23 protein-coding genes are annotated in these 24,428 nt (G+C 73.4%); 12 read left to right on the plus strand and 11 right to left on the minus strand.

Annotated features, from left to right (window positions below):
- Positions 1–18 precede the first annotated feature (18 nt).
- Positions 19–1,026 carry a sulfite exporter TauE/SafE family protein gene (locus AB0K51_RS12590; RefSeq protein ID WP_363453546.1) on the minus strand — a complete coding sequence of 336 codons (1,008 nt, stop codon included), beginning with the start codon at positions 1,024–1,026 and terminating at the stop codon, positions 19–21.
- Positions 1,023–1,385, minus strand: a complete 363-nt coding sequence (locus tag AB0K51_RS12595) for a rhodanese-like domain-containing protein (protein ID WP_363453548.1) — start codon at positions 1,383–1,385, stop codon at positions 1,023–1,025. The genes AB0K51_RS12590 and AB0K51_RS12595 overlap by 4 nt, the downstream gene beginning before the upstream one ends.
- A 360-nt stretch (positions 1,386–1,745) precedes the next feature.
- Between AB0K51_RS12595 and AB0K51_RS12600 the strand changes: the two genes are divergently transcribed.
- Positions 1,746–3,116, plus strand: coding sequence for a rhodanese-like domain-containing protein (locus AB0K51_RS12600; protein WP_363453550.1), 1,371 nt, complete (start codon positions 1,746–1,748; stop codon positions 3,114–3,116).
- 226 nt (positions 3,117–3,342) lie between these two features.
- Entirely contained in the window at positions 3,343–3,609 is a 267-nt protein-coding gene (locus tag AB0K51_RS12605; protein ID WP_363453552.1) for a metal-sensitive transcriptional regulator, read from the plus strand.
- Between the two features lie 156 nt (positions 3,610–3,765).
- On the opposite strand, the gene AB0K51_RS12610 is transcribed toward AB0K51_RS12605, so the two are convergent.
- From AB0K51_RS12610 to AB0K51_RS12620, 3 genes are all read right to left on the minus strand, one after another.
- On the minus strand, positions 3,766–4,029 hold the full coding sequence (locus AB0K51_RS12610; protein WP_363453554.1) for a metal-sensitive transcriptional regulator: 264 nt from the start codon (positions 4,027–4,029) through the stop codon (positions 3,766–3,768).
- Positions 4,030–4,274: 245 nt separating this feature from the next.
- Entirely contained in the window at positions 4,275–5,174 is a 900-nt protein-coding gene (locus tag AB0K51_RS12615; RefSeq protein WP_363453556.1) for a lysophospholipid acyltransferase family protein, read from the minus strand.
- Entirely contained in the window at positions 5,171–6,040 is an 870-nt protein-coding gene (locus AB0K51_RS12620) for a GNAT family N-acyltransferase (RefSeq protein WP_363453558.1), read from the minus strand. Before AB0K51_RS12620 ends, AB0K51_RS12615 begins: the two co-directional genes overlap by 4 nt.
- A 332-nt stretch (positions 6,041–6,372) precedes the next feature.
- On the opposite strand from AB0K51_RS12620, the gene mptB reads away from it, so the two are divergent.
- Together mptB and AB0K51_RS12630 are read left to right on the plus strand one after the other, a co-directional pair.
- On the plus strand, positions 6,373–7,791 hold the full coding sequence (gene mptB / locus AB0K51_RS12625; protein ID WP_363453560.1) for a polyprenol phosphomannose-dependent alpha 1,6 mannosyltransferase MptB: 1,419 nt from the start codon (positions 6,373–6,375) through the stop codon (positions 7,789–7,791).
- On the plus strand, positions 7,785–9,044 hold the full coding sequence (locus tag AB0K51_RS12630) for a glycosyltransferase 87 family protein (RefSeq protein ID WP_363453562.1): 1,260 nt from the start codon (positions 7,785–7,787) through the stop codon (positions 9,042–9,044). The genes mptB and AB0K51_RS12630 overlap by 7 nt, the downstream gene beginning before the upstream one ends.
- An 83-nt stretch (positions 9,045–9,127) precedes the next feature.
- Here AB0K51_RS12630 and AB0K51_RS12635 read toward each other — a convergent pair whose 3' ends face one another.
- The 4 genes from AB0K51_RS12635 to AB0K51_RS12650 form a co-directional block, all read right to left on the minus strand.
- The gene (locus tag AB0K51_RS12635; protein ID WP_363453564.1) at positions 9,128–10,252 is read right to left on the minus strand and encodes a glycerate kinase; all 1,125 of its coding nucleotides are present in this window, start codon (positions 10,250–10,252) and stop codon (positions 9,128–9,130) included.
- A gap of 273 nt (positions 10,253–10,525) precedes the next feature.
- Positions 10,526–11,383: a sugar phosphate isomerase/epimerase family protein gene (locus tag AB0K51_RS12640; RefSeq protein WP_363453566.1), complete on the minus strand. Its 858-nt coding sequence runs from the start codon at positions 11,381–11,383 to the stop codon at positions 10,526–10,528.
- Positions 11,380–12,528 (minus strand): dihydrodipicolinate synthase family protein, encoded by a 1,149-nt coding sequence (locus tag AB0K51_RS12645; protein WP_363453568.1) that lies wholly within the window; start codon positions 12,526–12,528, stop codon positions 11,380–11,382. The genes AB0K51_RS12640 and AB0K51_RS12645 overlap by 4 nt, the downstream gene beginning before the upstream one ends.
- A gap of 149 nt (positions 12,529–12,677) precedes the next feature.
- Positions 12,678–13,829: a Gfo/Idh/MocA family oxidoreductase gene (locus AB0K51_RS12650; protein ID WP_363453570.1), complete on the minus strand. Its 1,152-nt coding sequence runs from the start codon at positions 13,827–13,829 to the stop codon at positions 12,678–12,680.
- A 380-nt stretch (positions 13,830–14,209) separates the two neighbouring features.
- Here AB0K51_RS12650 and AB0K51_RS12655 point away from each other — a divergent pair, with 380 nt between their 5' ends.
- Entirely contained in the window at positions 14,210–15,247 is a 1,038-nt protein-coding gene (locus tag AB0K51_RS12655; protein WP_363453572.1) for a LacI family DNA-binding transcriptional regulator, read from the plus strand.
- A 92-nt stretch (positions 15,248–15,339) separates the two neighbouring features.
- Here AB0K51_RS12655 and AB0K51_RS12660 read toward each other — a convergent pair whose 3' ends face one another.
- Positions 15,340–15,930: a MarR family transcriptional regulator gene (locus AB0K51_RS12660; RefSeq protein ID WP_363453574.1), complete on the minus strand. Its 591-nt coding sequence runs from the start codon at positions 15,928–15,930 to the stop codon at positions 15,340–15,342.
- 446 nt (positions 15,931–16,376) lie between these two features.
- Here AB0K51_RS12660 and AB0K51_RS12665 point away from each other — a divergent pair, with 446 nt between their 5' ends.
- From AB0K51_RS12665 to AB0K51_RS12685, 5 genes are read left to right on the plus strand one after another with little or no spacing between them, the layout of a single operon-like run.
- Positions 16,377–17,357, plus strand: coding sequence for an MFS transporter (locus tag AB0K51_RS12665; protein WP_363453607.1), 981 nt, complete (start codon positions 16,377–16,379; stop codon positions 17,355–17,357).
- Positions 17,354–19,654 carry a molybdopterin oxidoreductase family protein gene (locus AB0K51_RS12670; RefSeq protein ID WP_363453576.1) on the plus strand — a complete coding sequence of 767 codons (2,301 nt, stop codon included), beginning with the start codon at positions 17,354–17,356 and terminating at the stop codon, positions 19,652–19,654. The genes AB0K51_RS12665 and AB0K51_RS12670 overlap by 4 nt, the downstream gene beginning before the upstream one ends.
- Before the next feature lie 6 nt (positions 19,655–19,660).
- Entirely contained in the window at positions 19,661–20,278 is a 618-nt protein-coding gene (locus tag AB0K51_RS12675; RefSeq protein ID WP_363453578.1) for a 4Fe-4S dicluster domain-containing protein, read from the plus strand.
- Positions 20,275–20,907, plus strand: coding sequence for a Rieske (2Fe-2S) protein (locus AB0K51_RS12680; protein ID WP_363453580.1), 633 nt, complete (start codon positions 20,275–20,277; stop codon positions 20,905–20,907). Before AB0K51_RS12675 ends, AB0K51_RS12680 begins: the two co-directional genes overlap by 4 nt.
- 43 nt (positions 20,908–20,950) lie before the next feature.
- Positions 20,951–21,319 carry a hypothetical protein gene (locus tag AB0K51_RS12685; RefSeq protein WP_363453582.1) on the plus strand — a complete coding sequence of 123 codons (369 nt, stop codon included), beginning with the start codon at positions 20,951–20,953 and terminating at the stop codon, positions 21,317–21,319.
- A gap of 28 nt (positions 21,320–21,347) precedes the next feature.
- Here the strand turns inward: AB0K51_RS12685 and AB0K51_RS12690 are convergent, their stop codons facing one another.
- Entirely contained in the window at positions 21,348–21,716 is a 369-nt protein-coding gene (locus AB0K51_RS12690; RefSeq protein WP_363453584.1) for a hypothetical protein, read from the minus strand.
- A 219-nt stretch (positions 21,717–21,935) separates the two neighbouring features.
- Here AB0K51_RS12690 and AB0K51_RS12695 point away from each other — a divergent pair, with 219 nt between their 5' ends.
- Together AB0K51_RS12695 and AB0K51_RS12700 are read left to right on the plus strand one after the other, a co-directional pair.
- On the plus strand, positions 21,936–22,337 hold the full coding sequence (locus AB0K51_RS12695; RefSeq protein WP_363453586.1) for an SHOCT domain-containing protein: 402 nt from the start codon (positions 21,936–21,938) through the stop codon (positions 22,335–22,337).
- A 56-nt stretch (positions 22,338–22,393) separates the two neighbouring features.
- Complete coding sequence (locus AB0K51_RS12700; protein ID WP_363453588.1) at positions 22,394–24,421, plus strand: SpoIIE family protein phosphatase; 2,028 nt, start codon at positions 22,394–22,396, stop codon at positions 24,419–24,421.
- Positions 24,422–24,428: the final 7 nt, after the last annotated feature.

A 24,428-nucleotide genomic window follows, 5' to 3' on the forward strand; every position in this document is an offset into this window, starting at 1 on the left:
TGGGCGTGGGCGTGGGCGTCAGAGCGCGGCGTCGAGCAGCATCAGGGCGGCGACGGTGAGCAGAGCGCCGGCGAACAGGCGTTGCAGCGTGCGGCCGGACAGCTTGGCGGCGAGACGCTTGCCGTCCCAGGCGCCGAGGATCGCGGCGGCGGCGAACGGGCCCACCACCGCCCACGGGATCTCCGCCGCGCCGCCGAGCCGGGGGAGCAGCGCGGCAAGCGAGTTGAGGGTGATCACCAGCAGGCTGGTCCCTACCGCCTCTGCCATCGGGAACGCCAGCACCGAGACCAGCGCGGGCACCGCGAGGAATCCACCACCGACCCCGAGCAACCCCGTAGCCGCCCCGAGCCCGGCACCAGCGGCCGCCGACCGCCGCGCCGACGCAGCCCGCGGAGCGGGCACTGCCGCGAGGAGCGTGGCCGGGCGGCCACCGGCCGGGGAGGCCGACCGGAAAGCGTTTGCTGTACGCCGGGTTGACGCGCCGTCGGTGGCCTGCGGGGGCGACGCGCTCTCAGCGGCCGGGCCGGGGGCGTGCGGGGCTGCCGCAACGAGCGTGGCCGGGCAGCCGTCCGCTTGGGCGAGCGGCGGGAAAGCGTTTGCTGCATGCCGGGTTGACGTGCCGTCGGCGGTCTGCGGGACCGACGTGTCGTCAGTCGCGGGGCGGGGCGCGGCGGTGGTGAGCATGCGCCATGCGGCCAGGGCTGCCAGGGCGGCGAAGGCGGTGGTGAGGGCCGGGCCGGGGAGGTGGCTGGAGAGTGCGCCGCCGAGGGCGGCGGTGGGGAGGCCGGCGGTGGCGAACAGGAGGCCGCTGCGCCAGCGGACGCGGCCGGCGCGGGCGTGGGCGACCAGGCCGGTGGCCGAGGTCGCGGCGACGATCAGCAGGCTCGCGGTGGTGGCGGTGCCGGGGGTGAGCCCGATCAGGTAGATCAGCGCGGGGACGGCCAGCATGCTGCCGCCGCCGCCCAGCCCGCCGAGGGCCAGCCCGACCACCGCGCCGGCCGCCAGCGCGAGGACGACCGCGGTCATATCGCGCTGCCGCAGCAACACTCGCCCTGGTGGACCGGCAGACCCGCCCGTACCCAGGCCCGCATGCCGCCGGCCACGTTCACCGCCGGGACGCCGAGCGAGACCAGTAGGTCGGTGGCCGCCTGCGAGCGGTTGCCCGAGCGGCAGACCGCCAGCACCACGCGCGAACCGATCACGGCGGGCACACCACCGTCGGTCAGGGTGTCCAGCGCGACCGGGACGGCGCCGGGAGCGTGCACCTCGGCGTACTCCTCGGGCTCGCGGACGTCGAGCAGGACGGCCGCGCCGGTGGCGGCCAGGCGGTGGGCCTCGGCGGGGTCGAGCTGGGCTGGTGCGGACGGCTGGTGGGACCAGGCCACGGTGTCCTCCTGGTGTGCGGATGCGGGGCGGTTCCCGCAGGCGGTTCCGGGGTTCCGCCGTTGCCCGGGGCCGCTGCGGGCCGCTCGGAGATACCGGCGGGGGTATATCGTCGGTGTCGAGCATATACCCCCACCGGTATGTGTCCGGAGGTCCGCCGGGCGAGAAGTGCCTGGAATAATACCCGTGGGGGTATCGCTCACCGAGGGGAGCGACCGGTATCCGGCTCGCCGAAACCGACTCGCCGCCCGACGCAGAGACGTGATCCGAACGCAGGGACGCCATCCGACGCGGCGGCGTCATCCGGCACAGAGACGTCATCCGACTCGGAGACGTCACCCGACGCAGAGATGGGGACACCCGTGTTCTTCGCCCAGTACTACCTCGACTGCCTCTCCCAGGCCTCGTACCTGATCGCCGACGAGACCACCGGCCGCGCCGTGGTGGTGGACCCGCGCCGGGACGTGGACGAGTACCTCGCCGAGGCGCAGGCCCGCGGGTTCACCGTCGAGGGCGTGATCAACACCCACTTCCACGCCGACTTCCTCTCCGGCCACCTCGAACTCGCCGCCCGGACCGGCGCGTGGATCGGGTACGGGCGGCGCGCCGAGACCGAGTACCCGATCCGCAAGCTCGCCGAGGGTGAGCGGATCAGCCTGGGGGAGGTGGAGCTGGAGATCGTCGAGACCCCGGGCCACACGCCCGAGTCGATCAGCGTGCTGGTCCGCGAGCGCGCCGGGGACGCCGTCCCGTACGGGGTGCTCACCGGGGACGCGCTGTTCATCGGCGACGTCGGCCGCCCCGACCTGCTCGCCTCCGTCGGTGTCACCGCCGACGAGCTCGGGCGGATGCTGTACGACAGCGTGCAGCGCAAGCTGATGGCACTGCCCGACGAGGTGCGGGTCTACCCCGCGCACGGCGCCGGCTCCGCCTGCGGGAAGAACCTGTCGACCGAGCGGCAGTCCACCATCGGGCAGCAGCGCGTCACCAACTACGCCTGCGCGCCGATGAGCGAGGACGCGTTCGTGGCGATCGTCACCGCCGGACAACCGGCCGCCCCCGGCTACTTCGGCTACGACGCCGACCTCAACCGGCGCGAACGCGACCTGTTCGACGCCGCCGCGCTGACCGTCCCGCTGGACGGCGCGGCCTTCCTGGCCCGGCGCGCCGAGGGGGCGGTGGTGGTCGACGCCCGTGACCCGCAGGAGTTCGCCGCCGGGCACCTGGCCGGTGCGATCAACGTGCCTGCGGACGGCCGGTTCGCCGAGCAGTCCGGCACCGTGCTCGACCCGGCGTGGTCGCTGCTGGTGGTCGCCCCGGAAGGCCGTGAGGCGGAGACGGTGATCCGGCTGGCCCGGATCGGGTTCGACCGGGTCGCGGGCTATCTCGCCGACCCGGAAAGCGAGTTCCGCACCGTGCCGGAGCAGATGCGGCAGGCCCCGCGCCGCACCGTCGCCGACCTGCGCGAGGAACTCGCGGGCGCCGAGCCGCCGTTGGTGGTCGACGTGCGCGGCGAGGCGGAACGCGGCGAGGGCATGATCCCGGGCTCGGTGCACCTCCCGCTGGCCGAACTCCCGCACCGGCTCGGCGAGATACCGACCGACCGCGAGGTCGTGGTGCACTGCGCCGGCGGCCACCGCTCGTCTATCGCGGCCAGCCTGCTGCGCCACCACGGCTTCGAGCGGACCTCCGACCTGCTCGGCGGCTACGGCGCCTGGCAGACCGCCGCCTGAGTGGCGGAACGGCCCCCGGCCGGGGAAGGACGGGGAAGACGGGAACCCGGCGCAGCGGTCGGGAATGTGCCGTCCGCCGCGCCGGTTCATACGGGCGGGGGTATGACTGGAGCGTTGCACCCCGTCCCGGCGTGGCACCCGCGTCACCCGGCGCCGTGCGGCACCGATGGCGGAGAACACGGAGCGGTCGGCCCGGAAGCCGTCGCCGAATGCGAGGAGGAGACCCATGCAGGTGGGCGAGGAGGCCGTCGGCGCGGTGCTGAACCGGCTGCGCCGTGCGCAGGGCCAGCTGGCCGGCGTGATCGCGATGATCGAGGCCGGACGTGACTGCAAGGACGTCGTCACCCAGCTCGCGGCCGTGTCGCGGGCGCTCGACCGCGCCGGGTTCAAGATCGTCGCCAGCGGGATGCGGCAGTGCATGGCCGAGGCGGAGGAGGGCGGCGCACCGATGAGCGAGGCCGAGCTGGAGAAGCTGTTCCTCGCACTCGCCTGACGACCCCGGCCGAGCGGCCACTCCTGATTGCGGTTCCACCCCGGGGCCTCGCGGTGGGCGTCGAGCGGTGCCAGGTGAACGTCCGGGTGCTGGGCATGCTCGCGTTCCTGCGCAATGGCGCGGAGTGCGCCCCGTGTCGAGCCCCGAACTGCGCTGCTAGGCCAGGGTGAGGAACATCTTCTCGAGTTCGGCCTCGGTCATCGGCGCGTCCTGGTCGCCGGACGCCGCGCACTGGCGCATCCCGCTGGCCAGGATCTTGAACCCGGCGCGGTCCAACGCGCGTGACACGGCGGCGAGTTGCGTGACCACGTCCTTGCAGTCGCGGCCGGCCTCGATCATCGCGATCACGCCGGTCAGCTGGCCCTGCGCGCGGCGCAGCCGGTTGAGCACCGCGCCGACGGCCTCCTCGTCCACCTGCATCGGGCACCTCCTCGCCAATGTGAACTCGCCCGATCATACGGGAGTCGGACCACGGCACCCGCGCTGACCGGTGGCTTCAGGCGAGTTGGCCAGTCCGCCGACGGGCCACGCGGCGAGCCGAGCCGGACTGCGAGGAGCCGGACTGCGAGGAGCCGAGCCGATCCGAGCCGATCCCGGGCAACGAGAAGCCGATCCGGGCCGGGCCGGGGCGTACGGCGCGTGGGCGCGCTACGCCGCCGGCCCGGTCACTGACCGACGGGGGTGCGCACCGGGCTCTCCGACGGGTGGGCGGCCAGGGCGGCGCCGCCGCCGCAGGTCGCGCAGTCCGGGAAGCCGGGCACGTCGTCGGTGTACCGCTGACGGTCCACCACCCGCTGCGCGGCAGCCGCGAGCTGACGGCGCCCCGGGAAGAGCGCCGGCGGCAGCGAGGGCAGGAACTCGACCTCCGCGGCCAGGCCGCGCACCGACACCACCCGCCACAGCGAGGCCAGCAGGCCGTCCTCGCCGACGAAGGCCGGCGCGGTGCTCGCGCCGTCCGCGGTGCGGTACCGCAGGGTCAGCGGCTGCACGGGCACGTCCGCGCGGACCGCCGCCTCGAACAGCGCCGGCCGGAACCGGCCGCCGCCGCGGCCGCACCAGGTGCTGCCCTCCGGGAAGACCACCACCCGCTCGCCGCGGCGCAGCGCCACCGCGATCTCCTCGACCGTCTCCGGCAGCGCCCGCAGCCGGTCCCGGTCGATGAAGATGGTGCCGCCCCAGGAGGTCAGCGGGCCGAGCACCGGCCACCGGCCGACCTCGGTCTTCGCCAGCATCCGGCCCGGCCGCACTGCGGCGACCAGCAGAATGTCCAGCCACGAGATGTGGTTGGAGACCAGCAGCGAACCGCCGACCTGCTTGCCCGGCACGGCGATCGGCCGGACGCTTACCCCGAGCGAGGACAGCAGCAGCCGCGACCACACCCGCACCAGCCGCTCCGCCGGCAGCCAGGCCAGCGCCTTCACCAGCGGAACGGCCACCACGCCGGCGAACAGCACCGAGACGCACCCGGCCAGCCGCAGCACCCGCCGCGGCACCGCCACCTGCGGGCCGCTCACCGTCACACAGTCGCCGGGCGTGCACGGCGCGGTCGGCAGCCAGACGCTCATGCCGCCGTCGCCGTCCCGCCCGAAGTGCCGCCGTCCACCGCCGAGTTGCCGATGATCGAGGCCAGCGGGACCTCCGCCGCCGCGGCCAGGAAGTGCCGCAGGTAACGCGGGTCGGTGCGCTCCAGCGAGAGCAGCACGTACATGTCGGCCACGTTGAAGTCCGGGTCGTACGCCGGCTCGCCGCACACCCAGGCACCCAGGCGCAGGTAGCCGCGCAGCAGCGCCGGCAGCGGCGTACGGCCCTGGCGGGCCACGTCCTCCGCCGCCCAGCGGTTCAGCGGCGCCACCCGGTACTCCTGCGGCGCGAGGTGCTTGGCGGACACCGCGTCCCACACCGCGGCGGCCGTCGCGCCGCCGTCCGCCAGCGGCACCGAGCAGCAGCCCGCCAGCCAGGCGTTCCCGGTCGCCGTCATGTAGCGGGCGATACCGCCCCACATCAGGTTGATCACCGCGCCGTTGCCGCGGTGCGCCTCGGCGATGCACGACCGGCCTACCTCCACCAGGCCGTCCCGCAGCCCGGCCAGCCGGGTCAGGTCGAACTCGGTGTCCGAGTACAGCCGGCCCGCGCGGCGCGCCTGCTCCGGACGCAGCAGCCGGTACGTGCCGACCACCTCGCCGCCGTCCTGCTCACGCACCAGCAGGTGGTCGCAGAACTCGTCGAACGGGTCGGCGTCCAGCCCCGCCAGAGGCGAGTCCAGCACCGCGCCCATCTCGTTGGCGAACACCTGGTAGCGCAGCCGCTGCGCGTCCCGGACGTCCTGCTCGCTCTGCGCGAACGAGACCCGGTAGCCCGGCTGTCGGTCGGCGCGGTCGTGGGCCGCGGACGGCTGGGCGGGCAGCTTCCGGCGGGCGGGGGCGGTGGTCATGGCGGACACTCCGGATCTTGGGGCGCGAAGGGGTTGAGGCGTCAGACGGCACGGGACGACACGCAACGACACGAGCCGGAACGCACCGGTCCACCGGTCGGGAGGCACCGAGTGCTTACGGCATCCGTATGTCTCCCCTGTGCGCCTGGCCCCCAGGTGGACGGACGACGGAGCCGAGATGTGCACATGCTGAATGACAGGTACGGCCACCGGAGTTGGCCCAGCAGACCGCCCAGGCAGCAGACCTGCCGACCGATCCGGTCGCCCGCCGGTCACCCGCCGGATGCGGGTTCTTCTTCTCCGGGCCACACGCTTCTGTCAGCGTTCCCCGCATGCCGAACACGGGCGCGAACGCCTACCCGAGCCGGTACCGGTGGCTCGGACTCACGGGCTCTTTCGCCCTCGCTTGCGGCGGCCTCACCGCCGGTGCGCTCCCAGCCGCCGTCACCGGCCCCACCCTGCGCGCCTCCGGCGGCGCGGGCACCACCCTCGCCTTCGCCGGACTCGCCGTCCTCACCGTCGCCTGGCTCCGCCTCGGCCGACCCGCCGACGGCCAACTCCCGCCCGGCACCCGCTGGATGCTCGTCACCCTGGCCTGGTGGGCCGCCCCGCTGCTCGCCATCCCGCCGCTGTTCAGCCGCGACGTCTACAGCTACCTCGCCCAAGGCGCCATGCTGGCCGGCGGACTCGACGTCTACACCGACGGCCCCGCCGTCCTCGGCGGCGCCACCGCCGTCCAGATACCCGGCGTCTGGCAACACACCCCCACCCCGTACGGGCCCGTCTTCCTGCTGCTCGCCCGGGCCGCCGCCCCGGTCGCCGCCCACCCGTACGCCGGAACCCTGCTGCTGCGCCTCGCCGCCGTGCTCGCCGTCGCCGCCCTCGCCGGGCTGCTCGTCGCCCTCGCCCGGCACTTCGGCACCGACCCGGCCTCCGCGCTGCGCCTCGGCGCGCTCAACCCGCTGGTGCTGCTGCACCTGATCGCCGGCGCCCACAACGACGCCCTGCTGCTCGCCCTGCTGGCCGGCGGCCTGCTCGCCGCCGTCCACCGCCGGACGCTGATCGCCGCCGCCCTGGTCACCCTCGCCGCCCTGGTCAAGGCGCCCGCGGCCCTCGCCCTCCCGGTGGTCTGGTGGCTCGGTGCCGGCACCCCGACCGGCCACCGCCCGCGGGCCGCCCAACTGCTGCGCACCGCAGGCCCGGTGGCCCTCGCCGCCGCCGCGACCACGATCGCCGCCACCGCCGCGGCCGGCACCGGCTACGGCTGGCTCGCCGCACTCACCACCCCGGCCACCACCAGCAGCTGGTCGCTGACCACCAGCCTCGGCCGGACCCTTTCCGCGCTCTCCGGCACCGCCCCCGACCCGCTGGTCGCCGCCATGCGCCTGCTCGGCCTGGCGGCCGCCGTCGCGATCACCGCCCTGGCCTGCTGGCTGGTGGCCCGCCGCGGCCTCGAACCGGTCGCAGCCCTCGCCCTCGCCCTCGCTGCGCTGGTCGCCCTCGGACCCGCCTTCCGCCCCTGGTACGCACTGTGGAGCATCGCCCTGATCGCCGCCGCCGTCCGCATTCCCGCCGTCCGCCGCATCGCAGGATTCGTCTGCGCCGCGCTGGCGTTCACCGTCATGCCGGACGGATTCACCCCTGACGCCCCCGAGTTGGTGCTCGCCATCGGCGGCGTCGCGGCCGGCTACTCGTTCATCGTGCTGGCGGAGCGTCAGATCACCGTCGAGGAACGGCAACTGGCGTGCTGAGGCACGGCAGCACCGCCGCCCGGATCGCGGTCCTCACCCTCGCGGTAGTCACCACCACCGTCATCCTCGCCGCCATCCCCGGCCACCGCGGCTGGTTCGACGTCGGCGTCTACTACGGCACCGTCCACCACTGGATGGACACCGGCGCCATCTACGACTACGTCCGCCCCGGCACCGCCTACGGCTTCACCTACCCGCCGTTCGCCGCCTTCTGCATGGTGCCCATGCAACTCCTCGGCTGGCACCCGGCGATCGCCGTCAGCGTCGTCCTCGGCTCCGTCGCCACCGGCCTGCTGCTCTACTGGCTGGTCGACCCGATCGCCCGCCGCCAGGGCTGGTGCCGCTGGTACGCCTTCGGCCTGGCCGCGTGCCTGTGCGCCCTCACCAACCCGGTCCGCGACACCTTCAGCTTCGGACAGGTCAACCTGCTGCTGGTCGCCCTGGTCTTCGCCGACCGCCAACTCGCCACCAGCCGCTGGGCGTACCTCACCGGCGTCGGCACCGGACTGGCCGCCGCGTTCAAGCTCACACCCGCGCTGTTCATCGTCCACCTGGTGATCACCCGGCAGTGGCGCGCCGCCGCCACCGCCACCGCGGTCGCCGTCGGCGCCACCGGGCTCGGCCACCTCGCCGCCCCCGAAGCCTCCCGGCAGTTCTGGAGCATCACCCTCTGGGACACCGACCGGGTCGGCGCCTTCGCCTACATCTCCAACCAGTCCCTGCAAGGCGTGATCGCCCGCCTCGGCCCCGAACTCCCCGGCCGCATCCTGTGGGTGGCCACCTCGCTGCTGGTCCTCGCCATCTGGGCGTACCGCCTGCACCGCGCCACCCGGGCCGGCGACACCGTCGCCGCCTACAGCCTCACCGGCCTCGCCTGCTGCCTGGTCAGCCCCATCACCTGGGTACACCACCTGGTCTGGGCGCTGCCCGCCTTCGTCGTCCTCGCCGACGCCGCCCTGCGCCGCCACCACCGCGGCCTGCTGGCCACCGCCTGGCTGCTCCAACTCGTCATCTGCAGCGGCCTGGTGTGGCTCTGGCGAGCCGACAGCAGCGGCCCCGGCGCGTTCTTCGGCGGCAGCGCCTACGTCCTGGTCACGATCGGCCTGCTGGTCGGCATGCCGATCCGCCGCCGCACCGAGGAACCGCCCGTCTCCGAGGACACCGGCATCCTCCGCAGCCGCCTGATCGTCCCCCGATCCGCCGCCGACCACCGCCCCGTCCGCACCAGCGAAAGCCCCGCCACCGTCGGCTGACGGAGCGGGGCAGGGCGGGCAGGGCAGTAGGACGCTGCGGGGGCTGTCGGCCGGGAGTGTGATCACCCCGTGGGGCGGTTCGGTCAGGACGGGGTCCGGGCCGGGTTTCCGTACCGGCTCGAGGGTGCGGCCTCGGCGAGCTGCGCGCCCGCGCGGTGCAGCCAGCGGGCCGGGTCGCTGCGGGCCTCGGCGGACGAACCGGCGAGCGCCGTCAGGGTGAGTACCCCGGCGACGTCGGACTCGCCCGCCACCACGGCCGTCCGCACCCCGGCCGCCTCGGCCATGCCCAGCACCTCGCCCACGGCCTTGCCCTGCAGGCTGGTCGCATCGAACCGGCCCTCGCCGGTGATCAGCAGGTCGGCCGCGGCCAAGGCCGCCGGCAGGTCGAGCAGCCCGGCGACGGCAGCCGCCCCGGGCTCCACCACCGCACCCCACGCGGCCAGCAGCCCGTAACCCGTCCCCCCGGCCGCGCCCGCACCCGGCGTCTCCGGGTCACCCCCCAGCAGCTCCGCCAGCCGCGTCAACCGCTGCTCCAGGAGCGGTAGTTCACGCTCACCCGCCCCCTTCTGCGGACCGTACACCGCCGCCGCACCGCGCGGACCGAGCAGCGGATTCGTGACATCGGTGAGCAGCACCACCCCGCCCGACGGGGTGGCCCGCAGTCCGTCGGTGTCGAAGACCCGTGCAACAGACAGGGCCTGGTCCAACTCTGAGGGTTCGTCAGCCAAGGTCATCCCGCCGGCGTCCAGCAGCCGGGCGCCGAGCGCGGCGAGGATGCCGTACCCGCCATCCGTGGACGCCGAGCCGCCCAGCCCGATCACCAGCCGGGTCGCACCGGCGTCCAACGCCGCGGCGATGGTCTCCCCGGTGCCCCGGGTGGTCGCGGCCAGCGGCAGCAACTCACCACCCAGCAACGGCAATCCGCTCGCCACCGAAAGCTCCACCACCGCCGTCCCGTCCGGCAGCAGGGCGAACCGCCCCGGCACCGGACTCCCGTCCGGTCCGGTGACCGCGGGCACCTCGACCGTCACCGCCTCCGGGTGAGCGGAGACGATCGCCGCCAGCGTCCCCTCGCCACCGTCGGCCATCGGCCGGCACACCACCTGGTCGTCCGGCCGCACCGAACGCCAACCGTCGGCCAACGCAGCCGCCGCATCGGCCGCGTCGATCGTGCCCTTGAACGAATCCGGCGCCACGACGACCCGCATCTGCCCACCTTCGCCTCTCTCGCCCCGAACCGGAGCCCGCCCACCATTGTCGACACCCACCCGCCACCGGCCCGCCCACCGGCCCGTCCACCGGCCCGTCTACCGGCCCGGCCTGGCCTGGCCTGGCCTGATCCAGCCCGTCCTGGACGTCCTGACGATCACCCGCGGGACCCGGCCGCAGCCGGCGAGGGCGCAGGACCTTGGAGTGTCCGCGGAGAGCCTGTCCCGTCCCGCCCCGCCCGGCCTTCCCGCCCCGGCTGCGGCCCTGGGGCGCTACCTCCGGACGATGTGCGCCCGGTGCCGTTCCTTCAACGTGGCCAGCGTCTGCTCGCCCGGCGTGTTCCACACCGGCTCGTTGAACAGCTCGACCTCGATCCAGCCGCGGTAGCCCGCCTCCGCCACCCGGTCGGTGAGCCAGCCGAAGTCGATGTGCCCGTCGCCGACGTGACCGCGACCCAGCAACGCATCGGCAGGCAGGGGCAACGTCCAGTCGCAGACCTGGTACGCCGCGATCCGCCCACCGGCGCCCGCACGTGCCACCTGCTGCGCCAACTGCGGGTCCCACCACACGTGGTAGCTGTCCACCACCACACCCACCTGCGCGGACGGGTGCGGTTCGGCGAGATCCAGCGCCTGGCCGAGGGTGGAGACCACCGCCCGGTCCGCGCAGAACATCGGGTGCAGCGGCTCGATCGCCAACCTGACCCCGAAGTCGCCGGCATGCGGCGCGAGTTCGGCGATCATGTCGGCCACCTGCCGGCGCGCGCCGATCAGGTCCCGGCTGCCCATCGGCAGGCCGCCCACCACCAACACCAGCGTGTCGGTGCCCAGTTCGGCAGCCTCCTCGATCGCCGAGAGGTTGTCCGCCAACGCCGCCTGACGGCTCGCGGCATCCCCCGCGGTCAGGAACCCGCCCCGGCACAGGCTGCTGACCGCCAACCCCGCATCCCGGCACAACCTGGCCGCCCGGGCCAGACCCGCCTCGGCGACCTTGTCCCGCCACAGCCCGATCGCCGGAATCCCGGCCTCCACACAGCCGCGCACCGCCTCCTCCAGACTCCACCCCTTGGTGGTGATCTGGTTCAACGACAGGCGCTCACACCCCTCGGCGACCTTCACGAGCCCACTCACGCCCGCACCCCCGCCACCGCCAGGAAGCTCCGCATCCGGCCCGCGGCCAGCTCCGGATCGGTCAACACCCCGGCCGCGTCCGCCAGTCGGAACAACTCCACCAGGTGGCTCACCGACCGCCCGCTCTGCGCGCCCGCCACCATCGTGAAGTGCTCCTGGAACCCGCACAGCCACGCCAGGAAGACGATCCCGGTCTTGTAGTGGAAGGTCGGCGCCGCGAACAGGTGCCGGGCCAGCGGCACCGTCGGCGCGAACAGCGCGTCGTAGCGCGCCAGATCACCCTCGTCGAGCGCCCGCAAGGCTGCCGCCGCCACGCCCGCGATCGGATCGAAGACACCCAACAGGGCGTCGCTGTAGCCGAGTTCGTCACCCCGGATCAGCTCCGGGTAGTGGAAGTCGTCACCCGTGTACAGCCGTACCCCCTCCGGCAGCCGGCGCCGCAGCGCGACCTCGCGGTCCGCGTCCAGCAGCGACACCTTGATCCCGTCGATCCGCCCCGGGTGGCTGCGGATCAGCTCCAGCACCGTCTCAGTCGCCGCGTCCAGATCACCCGAACCCCAGTAACCCGCCAGCGCCGGATCGAACATCTCGCCCAACCAGTGCAGAATCACCGGCCGTCCGGACTGCCCGACCAGCTTCCCGTACGCCGCCAGATACTCCTCCGGACCGCTCGCCGAGGCCGCCAGCGCCCGACTCGCCATCAGGATCGGCTGCGCACCCGCCGCCTCCACCACCGCGAGCTGCTCCTCGTACGCGGCGATCACCTGCGCCAACGAGACGTCCGAGGAAGCGAGTTGGTCGGTCCCGACGCCGCAGGCCAGGCGTCCGCCGACGGCTTGCGCCTCGGCACCGGAACGGGTGATCAGCTCCCGCGTGGCCGCCCAGTCCAGGCCCATCCCGCGCTGCGCGGTGTCCATCGCGTCCGCCACCCCGAGACCCAGCGACCACAGCCGGTGGCGAAAGGCGAGCGTGGCGTCCCAGTCCACGGCGGCCGGCGCCCCCGGCGCGTTGCCGCCGAGCGGATCGGCCACCACGTGGGCGGCGGCGTACACCACCCGCGAGGTGGAGCGCCCTGCCGAGACCGTGACCGGCTCGGGATCGCGCAGCTGGTACCGGCCGATGCCGGGCAGATCGAGATGCGTCATGGTGTCAGACCTTGCAGTCGAGGAGGTGGGGAGGGGTGGGAGCGGGGGAGTGGGCGACGACCGAGCCGGGGCCATCGCCGGTGGCTGCCGCTTGGCATCGGGCACCGGGTGCCGCGAGGCGCGAGGCGGGACCCCGGGGGCTCAGAGGCTCAGAGGCTGAGGTCGGGCACGGCCAGGCGGCGGCCCTCGCGGGCGGAGCGCAGACCCAGCTCGGCGAGCTGAACGCCCTTCGCGCCCTCCAGCAGGTCCCACTCGTACGGAGCGCCGCTCACCACGTGACGCAGGAACAGCTCCCACTGCACCTTGAACCCGTTGTCGAACTCCCCGTTGTCCGGGACCTGCTGCCACTGCTCACGGAACCGCTCGGTGGCCGGCAGGTCGGGGTTCCAGACCGGCTTGGGGGTGGTGGCCCGGTGCTGGATCCGGCAGTTGCGCAGGCCGGCGACCGCGCTGCCCTCGGTGCCGTCGACCTGGAACTCCACCAGCTCGTCACGGTCCACCCGCACCGCCCACGACGAGTTGACCTGGGCGACGATCCCGCCCTCCAGCTCGAACACGCCGTACGCCGCGTCGTCCGCGGTCGCCGGGTACGGGCGGCCCTGCTCGTCCACCCGCTGCGGAATGTGGGTGACCGCCTGCGCGTACACCGAGCGGACCGGCGCGATGATCCCGTCCAGCACGTAACGCCAGTGCGGGAACATGTCGAGGATCATCCCGCCGCCGTCCTCGGCCCGGTAGTTCCAGGACGGGCGCTGGGCGCTCTGCCAGTCGCCCTCGAACACCCAGTAGCCGAACTCGCCGCGCACGGAGAGGATCCGGCCGAAGAAGCCGCTGTCGACCAGCCGCTTCAGCTTCAACAGGCCGGGCAGGAACAGCTTGTCCTGCACCGCGCCGTTGCACACCCCGGCCTCCCGGGCCAGTCGCGCCAGCTCCAGGGCCGCGTCGAGGGACTCGGCGGTCGGCTTCTCGGTGTAGATGTGCTTCCCGGCGGCGATCGCCGCCTTGATGGCGCCCTCCCGGGCCTGGGTGACCTGCGCGTCGAAGTAGATCTCGGCGAGCGGGTGGGCCAGCGCCTCGTCGAGCGAGGTGGTCCAGTGGGTGAGCCCGTGACGGTCCGCCAGCTCCTGGAGCTTGGCGGCACTACGGCCGACCAGGATCGGCTCGGGCCACAGCACCTCGCCGTCGCCGAGCGGCAGGCCGCCCTGCTCGCGGATGGCCAGGATCGAGCGCACCAGGTGCTGGCGGTAGCCCATCCGGCCGGTGACGCCGTTCATGACGATGCCGATGACCCTGCGGGACATGGGTGGGTCCTTCTTTCTGGTCGGGGGAGGTGGGAGGTGGGAGGTGGGAGGTGGGAGGTGGGAGGTCGGACTTGGAGACTGGAGACTGGATGCACGAGGTGCGGTCCCCGCGGGGGGCGGGAAAGCGCTTGCCGCACGGACCCGGGGAGGCCTTGGGAAAGCGCTTGCCGCCGTCGCGGTAGTGCGGCTCGAGGTGGTGTGGCGAAGCCAAGTGGCGACTGACGGAAAACGCTTTCTACTTACTTGGCGGCGAGCCTGCGGAAAGCGCTTTCCATGCGCCGAGGCTAGGCCCCCGGATCGCGCCGGTCAAGGGCGGACGGCCGAGCGGTAACCTGTTCCCTCGATCATCCGCGAGCAGTGCGACGGAACGAGGAGATTCGGTGGCTGTCACTCTCGGCGATGTGGCGCGGCACGCGGGCGTCTCGCTCGCCACCGCCTCGCGGGCCCTGAACGGTTCCGCGCGGTCGGTGACGGAGGAGCTCTCCGCGAAGGTCCGGGCCAGCGCCGATGTGCTGGGCTACCTGCCGAACGCCCCGGCGCAGGCGCTGGCGCGCTCGACCGGTGCGACGGTCGGGGTGCTGCTGCACGACGTGGCGGACCCGTACTTCGGTGCGATCGCCCGGGGCGTCGGCGACGCGGCGGCCCGGGAGGGGCTGCTGTCGATGGTGACCAGCACCGACGGTGATCCGCAGCGCGAGCTGCAGGCGATCCGGATGCTGCACGCCCAGCGGGTGCGGGCCATCATCCTGGCCGGCTCGGCGTACAACGAGGCGTCGGTGGTGCGGCAGTTGGACGACGCGCTGTCGGCGTACCAGGAGCAGGGCGGCCGGGTGACCGCGATCTCCGACCACGGCCCCTGGTACGACACGGTGGACGTCGAGAACCGCGGGGGTGCGGCCTCGCTGACCCGGGAGCTGGCGAGGCTCGGCCACCGCCGGTTCGCGGTGATCACCGGTCCGGAGCGGATGCGGGTCGCCGAGGACCGGCTGGCCGGAGTGCTCGACGGGCTCGCCGACTTCGACCTGACGCTGCCTGAAACGTCGTTGCAGCGCACCGAGTTCACCCGGGAGGGCGGCCGGGCCGCAATGGCCAGGATCCTGGACGTCACCCGGGCGAGTGGCGCTCCGCGCCCGACCGCCGTCATCGCACTGTCCGACATCTGTGCCGCGGGCGTCCTGGCCGAGCTCCGCGAACGGTCGATCTCCGTCCCCGGTGAGATCTCGGTGGCGGGGTTCGACGACATCCCGCTGGCCACCGACCTGGCGCCCGCGCTGAGCACCGTCCGCCTCCCGCTCGGCAGGATGGGCGCCGACGCGGTCCGGCTGGCCCTCGCCGCCCCGTCCCGGGAGCCGGATCGGGTCCATGCCTTCGCCGAGGTGGTCCTGCGCGCCAGCACCGCGGCGCCGGCGGAGGACTGACGGTCCGCCCGATCGCGCACGAGCGGGGGCCGGCGGGAGCGCGAGGGCCGTGGCCGGGGACCGCCCGCCGGGGACCGTGGGCTGAGGGGGCGTCAGGCGTCGTCCGCGCCGGAGCTCCGTCGGCTCTGCGTGCTCCCGTTCAGGTACTGCTCCAGCCGTTGCTGGTTGTCGACCAGTCGTAGGCACAAGTGCCGGAACTGGGCGAGTTCCTCGGGCGTGAAGCCGCGGAAGACGGCGTCCATGGCGCGCCGGGTGGGTTCGCGGAAGGAGTCGAGCCAGTCGCGGCCGGCGGGGGTGATCCGGGCGCGGACGGAGCGGCGGTCCTGCGGGTCCTGGGCGCGCTGCACCAGGCCGTCGCGTTCCAGGGTGTCGACCAGGCCGGTGACGTTGCGGGAGCTGACGCCGGCGCCGCGGGCGAGGTCGCCGATGCTCAGGCCGTCCTGGTCGGCGTTGCCGAGCCGGGCGAGCACGTCGAGCGCTCCGGCACTGAGGCCGCGCCCGCCGGCGCCGTGGGTGCGCAGCTTGTCGATGGCCTGGGAGGCGGAGCGGACCGCGGCGGCCGCTTCCAGAGCGAGGGTGTTGTCGTCGAGGGCGAACGCGGTCATCGAGGCGCGCACGCCGGAGTCGTAGAGCAGGCCGGCGTGGTCCTCGGCCAGGGCTGAGTTATGTACGTCCTTCATCATGAAGTCCTACTCTAATTGTGGTGCGTGCTCGGCGCCAGGGATTCGGACCGGTCCGATTGATCGTCAGGTGGCGTTCCCTGCATACCGATCGGTGCTTCGAGAGCGAGAGAGAACGAGGGAGAACGAGGGAGAACGAGGGGGCGCGAGGGAGTGCGAGGGAGAGCGAGGCGCCCCGGCGTTCACCCGTTCACCCGTTCGCTGCAGCGACGCGCCGCTGACGGCTCATCCGGCGGGCGCGGCGCGGCGGTGATCGTTACGTTCCGGGCTGAGGAGGTGTCAGGTCGGCCGCGTCCGCGGCTCCGGGCCCTCGGGGCACCGGGCACCCTCGGGTTGCTGGGCAATCGAGCGGCAGGAGAATGCGCGTGGCCGGGACGCCGCCGCCCCGCGAGGGCAGACCGCCGGAGTGGCGGGCATCGGTGGTGGCCGCTGCCGCGAGTGTGCTGCTCATGGTGGCGATCGTGTTGGGGAGTCGGGGCCTGCGGGACTTCGACTCGGCGCTGGTGCCGTACGCGGTGGCCAGCATCTTCCTGACCTTCGGGGTGGTGTACCGCTACGTGGTGTGGGTGTCCGCCCCTGCCGCGCGGCGGTTGTTCACGCAGGGGTGGAAGGCGGCGCTGTCCTGGCAGAACCTGAAGCGTTCGCCGACCGCGCTGCCCAGGATGATCGCGACCTACCTCGGCTTCCAGAAGTTCCTCGGGGCGCGCTCGCACGCCCGCTGGGCCGCTCACCAACTCATCTTCTGGGGCTGCCTGTTGGCGGCCGCGATCACCTTCCCGCTGACCTGGGGCTGGTTCACCTTCACCTCCTCCAGCGCGACCGGGCCGGGCTACGAGATGCGGCTGTGGGGGTTCAAGCTGTTCGGCTTCGACTCCGGCAGCTTCCTCGGCTGGGCGCTGTACCACGGCCTGGACCTGGCGGCGGTGATGGTGATCGGCGGCGCCGGGTACTTCCTGTGGCGGCGCATGCGGGACCGGGCGGCCACCACCGGGCAGCGCTTCGGCTACGACTTCGTGCCGCTGCTGGCGCTGATCACCATCTCGGTGACCGGCCTCCTGCTGACCTTCTCCGAGATGGTGCTGCACGGCGGCGGCTACGAGTTCCTGGCGATCCTGCACATGGCCGCGGTGGTGCTCACCCTGGTCTTCCTGCCGTTCGGCAAGTTCTTCCACATCGTGCAGCGGCCCGCCGCGGTCGGCATGCAGCTGTTCAAGTACACGGCCAGGCGCCGCGGTTCGGACGCCGAGGAGCTGCTGGCCTGCCGGCGGTGCGGCCGGCCGATCGACACCGTCGCCGCGGTGGAGAACCTCCAGGCCACCATGCGTGACCTGGACCTCGGCTTCGACGCGTGGGCCGAGTACTGCCCGCGCTGCAAGCGGGTGCTGCGCGGCACCGCGTACCTGTCGAACGTCAACCGGGGGTTCAAGTGAGCGCCGAGTACGTCCCGTTGGGCCCGAGCATCGCCCCGCTCGGGACGCGCAACTTCCGCGACGCGGGCGGCCTGCCCGCCGCGGCCTGGCGCGCGGACCAGACCGAGCAGACGCTCGTCCCCACGCACTGCTGCTTCTGCGGGGTGCAGTGCGGGATGTACCTGCGGGTGGACGGGCGCGGCAAGGTGTTCGGGGTGGAGCCGCGCAACCACGACATCAACCGGATGCGCCTGTGCCCCAAGGGGATCAATGCCTACCAGCAGGTCAACCACCCGGACCGGCTGACCGCGCCGCTGCTCCGCCGGCACCGCAACGAGCAGTTCCGTGAGGCGAGTTGGGAGGAGGCGCTGGACCACACGGTCGCGCAGATCGAGCGGATCCAGCGGGAGTACGGGCGCGACGCGTTCGGGATGCTCGGCGGGGCCAGCCTGTTCTCCGAGAAGACGTACCTGGTCGGCAAGTTCGCCCGGGTGGCGCTGAAGACCCGGCACGTGGACTACAACGGCCGGCTGTGCATGGTGAGCGCCGCCGGGGCGAACAAGCTGGCGTTCGGCATCGACCGGGCGGCCAACCCGTTCTCCGACATCCTGCAGACCGACTGCCTGCTGATCGCCGGGTCGAACGTCGGCGAGTGCTTCCCGGTGATGACCCAGTACGTCTGGGGCGCCCGCGACCGGGGCGCCAAGCTGATCGTGGTGGACCCGAGGGAGACCGCGATCGCCCGCACCGCCGACGTCCACGTCGCGCTCAAGTCCGGTACCGACGCGGCGTTCTTCAACGCGGTGCTGCACGTGATCGTCGAGGAGGGCCTGACCGACGAGGAGTTCCTCGCCGCCAACGCCACCGGCTGGGAGGAGCTCAAGCGCACCGTCAAGGCCTACCCGCCGATCCGGGCGGCCGAGATCTGCGGCATCCCCGCCGAGCAAGTCGTCGAGGTGGCACGGATGTTCGGCCGGTCCCCGCGGGCGATGGCCTGGCACGCGCGCGGCATCGAACACCACACCCAGGGCGTCGAGAACTGCCTGACGGTGATCAACCTGTGCAGCGCGACCGGCAACCTGGGCCGCCCCGGCGCCGGTTACGGCACCATCACCGGCCAGGGCAACGGCCAGGGCGGCCGCGAACACGGCCAGAAGTCCGACCTGCTGCCCGGCGGACGCTCCATCAACGACCCCGCGCACCGCCGGCAGATCGCCGCGATCTGGGGCATCGACGAGGACGAACTCCCGCCCGCCGGCACCTCGATGATGGAGATGGTCTGGCAGATGCAGCGCGGCGAGATCCGCGGCCTGCTCGGCGTCTGCAACAACCCCTTCGTCTCGCTGCCCAACTACGCGGTGGTGAAGGACGGTTACGACACCCTGGAGTTCCACGGCCAGTTCGACTTCTTCCTCTCCGAGACCGCCGCCAACGCGCACGTGGTCTTCCCGGTGACCACCTGGGCCGAGGACGAGGGCGTGATGGCCAACGCCGAGGCCCGGGTGGTCAAGCACAACAAGGCGCAGGAGCCGCCCGCCGGGGTGCGCACGGACACCTGGGTGCTGTGCGAACTCGCCCGCCGGCTCGGCGTGGGAAGCAAGTTCGCCTTCGAGGGCTCCCGCGACGTCTTCGACGAGCTGCGCCGCGCCTCGGCCGGCACGGTGATCGACTACTACGGCATCACGTACGAGCGGCTGGAGCGGACCGGTGGGATCGCCTGGCCCTGCCCGGGCCTCGAACACCCGGGCACGCCAAGGCTGTTCGAGGACGGCAGGACGTACCACGCGGACGGAAAGATCCACCTGCAGGCGGTGGAGTGGCACCCGCCGGCCGACCCGTACAGCGACGAGTTCCCGATGACGCTGACCACCGGGCGCACCGTGGCGCACTTCCTGTCCGGAAACCAGACGCGGCGGCTCGGTGCGCTGGTCGAGCAGACGCCGCGGCCGTGGGTGGAGGTGCACCCCTCGCACGGGTTCCGGACCGGCGATCCGGTGCGGGTGACGACGCGGCGCGGGAGCGAGGTGCTGCCGGCGCTGGTCACCGAGGCGATCCGGCCGGACCACGTCTTCGTGCCGTACCACTGGCCGTACCCGGTGGCGGCCAACGCGCTGACCATCGACGCGCTCGACCCGCGCTCCAAGATCCCCGAGTACAAGGTGTGCGCGGTGCGGATCGAGCGCGGCGAGGCGGTCGATCCGGTGCCCGCGCCGCCGACCCCGCCGGGCCGCGAGGCGTACCCGGAGGCCCAGGTGTCGCGGAGCGACCCGCTGCCGCCGACCTCGCCGCAGGGCCGCGGCACCGCGGAGAGGGGCTGAGCGCCGATGCTCGGACGGACCATCTTCATCGACCCGGGCCGCTGCATCGGCTGCCAGGCGTGCGTGTCGGCGTGCCGCGAGTGCGACTCGCACCGCGGCAAGTCGATGATCCACCTCGACTACCCGGACGAGGGCCACTCGGTGGCGTCGCTGCCCACCGTCTGCATGCACTGCGAGGACCCGGTCGCCCCGTGCGCCGAGGTCTGCCCCGCCGAGGCGATCCTGATCACCGCGGACGGCGTGGTCCAGGAGGCCGACCCGACGCGCTGCATCGGCTGCGCGAACTGCGTCAACGCCTGCCCGTTCGGGGTGCCGAAGATCGACCTCGAGGCGAAGCTGCAGATGAAGTGCAACCTCTGCTACGACCGCACCTCCTACGGCCTGGCGCCGATGTGCGCCACGGTCTGCCCGACCGGTGCGCTGTTCTACGGCACGGTGGAGGAACTCCAGGCCGAGCGGCCCGGGGTGGACGTCTCCGCGATGTTCGCCTTCGGCGACACGACGATCTCCACCGGGGTGGCCATGGTGGTGCCCGCCGAGCGCCGGGACCCCGTCCCCGGCGGGATGTTGAGCCTGATCGAGGTCAACGGGCGCCCCACGCCCGGGAACGGAGCGGCGGCGTGAGCACTCCCGTCAACTCCTTCGAGCCGGACGGCCCGGAGGACCGGCGGGCGGCCGAGCAGGCCGCCCTGCGGGACCGGATCAGCGCGGACTCGCTGACCACCCGCCGCGACTACCTGCGGATCGTCGCCACCGTCTCCGGCGGCCTGGTGGTCGGCTCCACGGTGGTCTCCGCCGGTGTGCTGCACCGCCACGGAGACGGCGGGGCAACGCCGTTGAAGGTCGCCGACCGGCTCGGCCACGGCGAGGCCGTGAGCTTCGACTACCCAGGCGAGGACGACCGGGCGATGGCGATCCGGCTGTCCGACGGCACCCTGGTCGGCTACTCCTCGGTCTGCACCCACCTGGCCTGCGGGGTGCTCTGGCGGCGCGACCAAGGCGCCGACGGCGACCTCTACTGCCCATGCCATGAAGGGATGTTCGACGCCCGGACCGGCGACGTGACGGGCGGCCCGCCGCCCCGTCCGCTGCCGAAGGTGGTGATGGTGGAGGACGCCGAGGGTGCGGTGTGGGCGATCGGCACCGCACGCTCGGGCGAGGACGAACAGGCCGGCGTGTGCCGTGAGTTGAAGGGCCGCAACCCCGTGCTCGCCGAGGCGGCCGGGTGCGCGGACCGTAAGAGCGCTAAGTGAGAACGGACATGACGCGGCGTCAGGTGCAGTGCGGAGGTGTGCGATGAGCGTCCCCGAGGGCCACTTCCCGGAGGACTACCACCCGGGCAGCGACGAGCCGAGGCTCAACCGGCCGGTCCACGACCGGTATCCGCAGATCCGGGCGACCAGCGGCTACGCCGACCCGCGGGTCACCGCGACCGGCCCCGGCCCCGGCGCGGGCACCGACCAGCAGCCCGAGCGCTCGGCGATCCTCACCGCCCGGGTGGTGCTGGCCGTGACGATCGTGATCGGGCAGCTCTGGGCGCTGACCGTCGCGACCAACGCGTGGATGCGCGGCGAGGTGGCGACCGCCTGGTGGTGCACCGCGTTCAGCGCCGCGTCGTTCCTGGTGGTGCTGCTCGCCTGGCGGATCTCGCCGCGCGACCGCTGACCCTCCGGAAGCGCCGAGCCGGTGCCCGTCAGCCCTCCGGGAGGGGGGACGGGCGCTGCACCAGGACCGCGCCGAGCAGCAGGCCGACGGCGATCGCCGCCGCCAGCCGGCGCTCCGCCGCGCCGATCGACAGGCGGCCCGCCGCCGCGTCCAGCGCCCAGGGCTTCAGCGCCGCGACCTTGTCCAGCCGGGCGACGTCCGGGAAGGCCCTTACCGCGACCGTCCTGGCGGCGTCGCCGAGCGTCACCGTCAGCGCCGCGCCGTCCGGGACCAGCACCATCGAGCAGCGGCCGCCGTAGCCCGCCGCGACCGTGCCCACCGCGTGCGCCAGCTCCGTCGCGCCCTCGCCGCTGGCCGACAGCAGCATCCTGGTCAGCCGGTCCAGCAGGGCGGTCAACCGCTCGACCGTCACCCCGTCCGCGGGCCCGCGGTCCGCCGCCGCCGGCCCGCGGCCGCCTCGTCCGCCACGCCTCCGCCGTCCACCCGCGCCTCCCTCGTTGCTGACAGCCGGTCACATCCTGGCCCGGACCGGTGCACGCGAGCGGGAGGCGCACTGCGGATGCGGTGTCGGAAATGTGGTGATACGACTCGAATCACTTGTGGAAGGGAGCCCTCGATGGACGACTACCCGCTGCTCAACCTGTTCTGGACGATGCTCTGGCTGTTCCTGTGGATCCTCTGGTTCTTCCTGCTGTTCAAGGTGATCACCGACATCTTCCGCAGCCACGACATGGGCGGCTGGGGCAAGGCCGGCTGGACGATCTTCGTGATCCTGCTCCCGTACATCGGCGTGCTGGCATACCTGATCGCCCGCGGCAAGTCGATGGGGGAGCGTGACCGGGCTCTCGCGATGCAGGCGGAAAGCGATTTCCAGGACTACGTCCGGAAGGCCGCCGGGACCGAGCAGAAGGGCGCGGCCGGGCACGTCGACGACCTCGCCCGGCTCGCCGACCTGAAGAGCAGCGGTGCCATCTCCGAGGAGGAGTTCCAGAAGGCCAAGGAGAAGCTGCTCGCCTGAGCAGACCGCTTCCGCGTCGACCCCGCCGAGAGGCGGGCGGGAGGAGGACCACCGGGGTGGCGGAACCACAGCTGACACCCGAGGTGTTCGATCGGGCCATCGTGGCGATAGCACTGACCGTCGGCCCGGACCACCGGATGGTCTACTACAACGACGCGTTCCGCGAACTCTTCGGCAACCGCCAGCTCGGCGCCCCCGCCCGTGAGGTGTTCACGGAGCCGGGCGCCGAGCACTTCCTCGCCACCCTGGACGCCGTCCGCGCCGACGGCAGCGCCCGCCGGGTCACCGCCCACCGCACCCTGGACTGCCGGCAGAGCGGGCCCGCCCACCGCCACTTCGTGTACTCCGCCTCGCCCGCCGCGACGCCGACCGGCGGCCCCGGCACGCTGATCGCGGCCATCGACACCACCGCCGAACTGCACTCCGCGCTGGAGGCCGAGCGCCTCTCCGCGGAACGCCTGCAGGCCCTGCAGCGCTACGAGGCGCTGGTCGCCGCCGCCTCCGAGATGGTCTGGCTGGCCCGCGCCGACGGCTCGACCAGCGAACTGATGCCCGGCTGGGAGGAACTCACCGGCCAGCCCTTCCCGGACGCCGCAGGCACCGGCTGGCTGGACGTCGTCCACCCGCAGGACCGCTCCGAGGTCGCCGCCCGCTGGGCCGCCGCCATCGCGACACCCGAACCGTTCGAGTACACCTTCCGGGTGCGCAGCGCCCAGGGCGGCTACCGGCACATCCGCTCCCGCGCCTACCCGATCGTCCGGGACGGCAAGAGCGCCGAGTGGATCGGCACCACCTCCGACGTCGAGGACCACTGGCGCAACCGGCTGCGCGAACGCCTGCTGGCCCGGGCAGGCGCCGTCACCGAGGCCGAACGCGCCGAGGACGCCTTCACCGCCCTCGCCGCCACCGTCGTCCCCGAACTCACCGACGTCTGCGCGGTCTACCTGCTGCCCGGACCCGACGCCGCCGGCGACGCCGTCACCGCCACCCGGATCGCCTCCGTCGCCCGGCCCGGACTGCCGCCGCTGCCGCCGCTGCGCCGACAGACCTTCACGCTGGGGCGGCAGGGACGGCGAGCCGTCGCCACCCGGACCCCGATCCTGCTCTCCCTGCCCGAGGGCAAGCCCGTCGGTGGCGCCGTCCCGGAGATCTCGGCCCGCTGGCTGGAATCCGCCGGCGCCACCAGCCTGACCCTGCTGCCGATCGTCGTCGACGGCGCCGTGGTCGCCCTGTGCGCGACCGCCACCTGCGAGGGCGGCCCGCCGCCCGGGCCCGCCGACATCGACCTCCAGCACGAAGTCCTGCAACGTGCCCAGGCCCCGCTGCGCCAGGCCCTCGCCCTGCAGCGCGCCCGGCACGCCGCCGTCGTCCTGCAGCGGGCCATGCTCACCACCCCGCCGGAGGTCGGGGGCGCCGCCGTCGCCGCCCGCTACCAGCCCGGCAGCCGCAACGCCGAGGTCGGCGGCGACTGGTACGACGCCTTCACGCTGCCCGACGGCTCGCTCGCCATGACCATCGGCGACGTCGCGGGACACGACCTGGCCGCCGCCACCACCATGGGCCAGCTGCGCGCGATGCTGCGCTCCATCGCCTACACCCGCACCCACGTGCACACCGCCGCCGACACCCTGCGCGAACTCGACACCGCCGCCGAAGGACTCGGCGTCGGCACCTTCGCCACCGCCATCCACGCCCGGCTGATCCGGCGCGGCGCCGACGGCGGCTGGGACCTGGAGTGGGCGAACGCCGGCCACCCGCCGCCGGTCCTGGTCCCCGTCGACGGGCCGCCCGTCCTGCTCACCGACGACGACGCCGACGTGCCGCTCTGCGTCGACCCGGTGCGCTCCCGGCTGACCCACCGTCACCCGATCAGACCCGGCGAGACCCTGCTGTTCTACACCGACGGCCTGGTGGAGGTCCCCGGCGAGCACCTCAACGACGGCATCGCCCGGCTGTGCGCCGCCGCTGCCGCCGAACGCCACCGCCCGCTCGGCGAACTCTGCGACCACCTGATCGGACGGGTCGCCGACGTCCGCGACGACATCGCACTGATCGGCTTCCGCCCCGACCCCGGTGGCGGGTAGGGGAGTC

This window comes from Kitasatospora sp. NPDC049285 (assembly GCF_040678815.1).
In the GTDB taxonomy this organism is placed as follows: domain Bacteria; phylum Actinomycetota; class Actinomycetes; order Streptomycetales; family Streptomycetaceae; genus Kitasatospora.

What these genes read in the sequence shown, in the direction of transcription:
- AB0K51_RS12665 (WP_363453607.1), top strand. Translation starts at nt 16,377, where the DNA reads ATGGTGGCGATCGTGTTGGGGAGTCGGGGCCTGCGGGACTTCGACTCG.
- AB0K51_RS12685 (WP_363453582.1), top strand. Translation starts at nt 20,951, where the DNA reads ATGAGCGTCCCCGAGGGCCACTTCCCGGAGGACTACCACCCGGGCAGC.
- AB0K51_RS12695 (WP_363453586.1), top strand. Translation starts at nt 21,936, where the DNA reads ATGGACGACTACCCGCTGCTCAACCTGTTCTGGACGATGCTCTGGCTG.
- mptB (WP_363453560.1), top strand. Translation starts at nt 6,373, where the DNA reads ATGCCGAACACGGGCGCGAACGCCTACCCGAGCCGGTACCGGTGGCTC.
- AB0K51_RS12615 (WP_363453556.1), bottom strand. Translation starts at nt 5,174, where the DNA reads ATGAGCGTCTGGCTGCCGACCGCGCCGTGCACGCCCGGCGACTGTGTG.
- AB0K51_RS12650 (WP_363453570.1), bottom strand. Translation starts at nt 13,829, where the DNA reads ATGTCCCGCAGGGTCATCGGCATCGTCATGAACGGCGTCACCGGCCGG.
- AB0K51_RS12620 (WP_363453558.1), bottom strand. Translation starts at nt 6,040, where the DNA reads ATGACCACCGCCCCCGCCCGCCGGAAGCTGCCCGCCCAGCCGTCCGCG.
- AB0K51_RS12590 (WP_363453546.1), bottom strand. Translation starts at nt 1,026, where the DNA reads ATGACCGCGGTCGTCCTCGCGCTGGCGGCCGGCGCGGTGGTCGGGCTG.
- AB0K51_RS12645 (WP_363453568.1), bottom strand. Translation starts at nt 12,528, where the DNA reads ATGACGCATCTCGATCTGCCCGGCATCGGCCGGTACCAGCTGCGCGAT.
- AB0K51_RS12660 (WP_363453574.1), bottom strand. Translation starts at nt 15,930, where the DNA reads ATGATGAAGGACGTACATAACTCAGCCCTGGCCGAGGACCACGCCGGC.
- AB0K51_RS12610 (WP_363453554.1), bottom strand. Translation starts at nt 4,029, where the DNA reads ATGCAGGTGGACGAGGAGGCCGTCGGCGCGGTGCTCAACCGGCTGCGC.
- AB0K51_RS12675 (WP_363453578.1), top strand. Translation starts at nt 19,661, where the DNA reads ATGCTCGGACGGACCATCTTCATCGACCCGGGCCGCTGCATCGGCTGC.
- AB0K51_RS12635 (WP_363453564.1), bottom strand. Translation starts at nt 10,252, where the DNA reads ATGCGGGTCGTCGTGGCGCCGGATTCGTTCAAGGGCACGATCGACGCG.
- AB0K51_RS12605 (WP_363453552.1), top strand. Translation starts at nt 3,343, where the DNA reads ATGCAGGTGGGCGAGGAGGCCGTCGGCGCGGTGCTGAACCGGCTGCGC.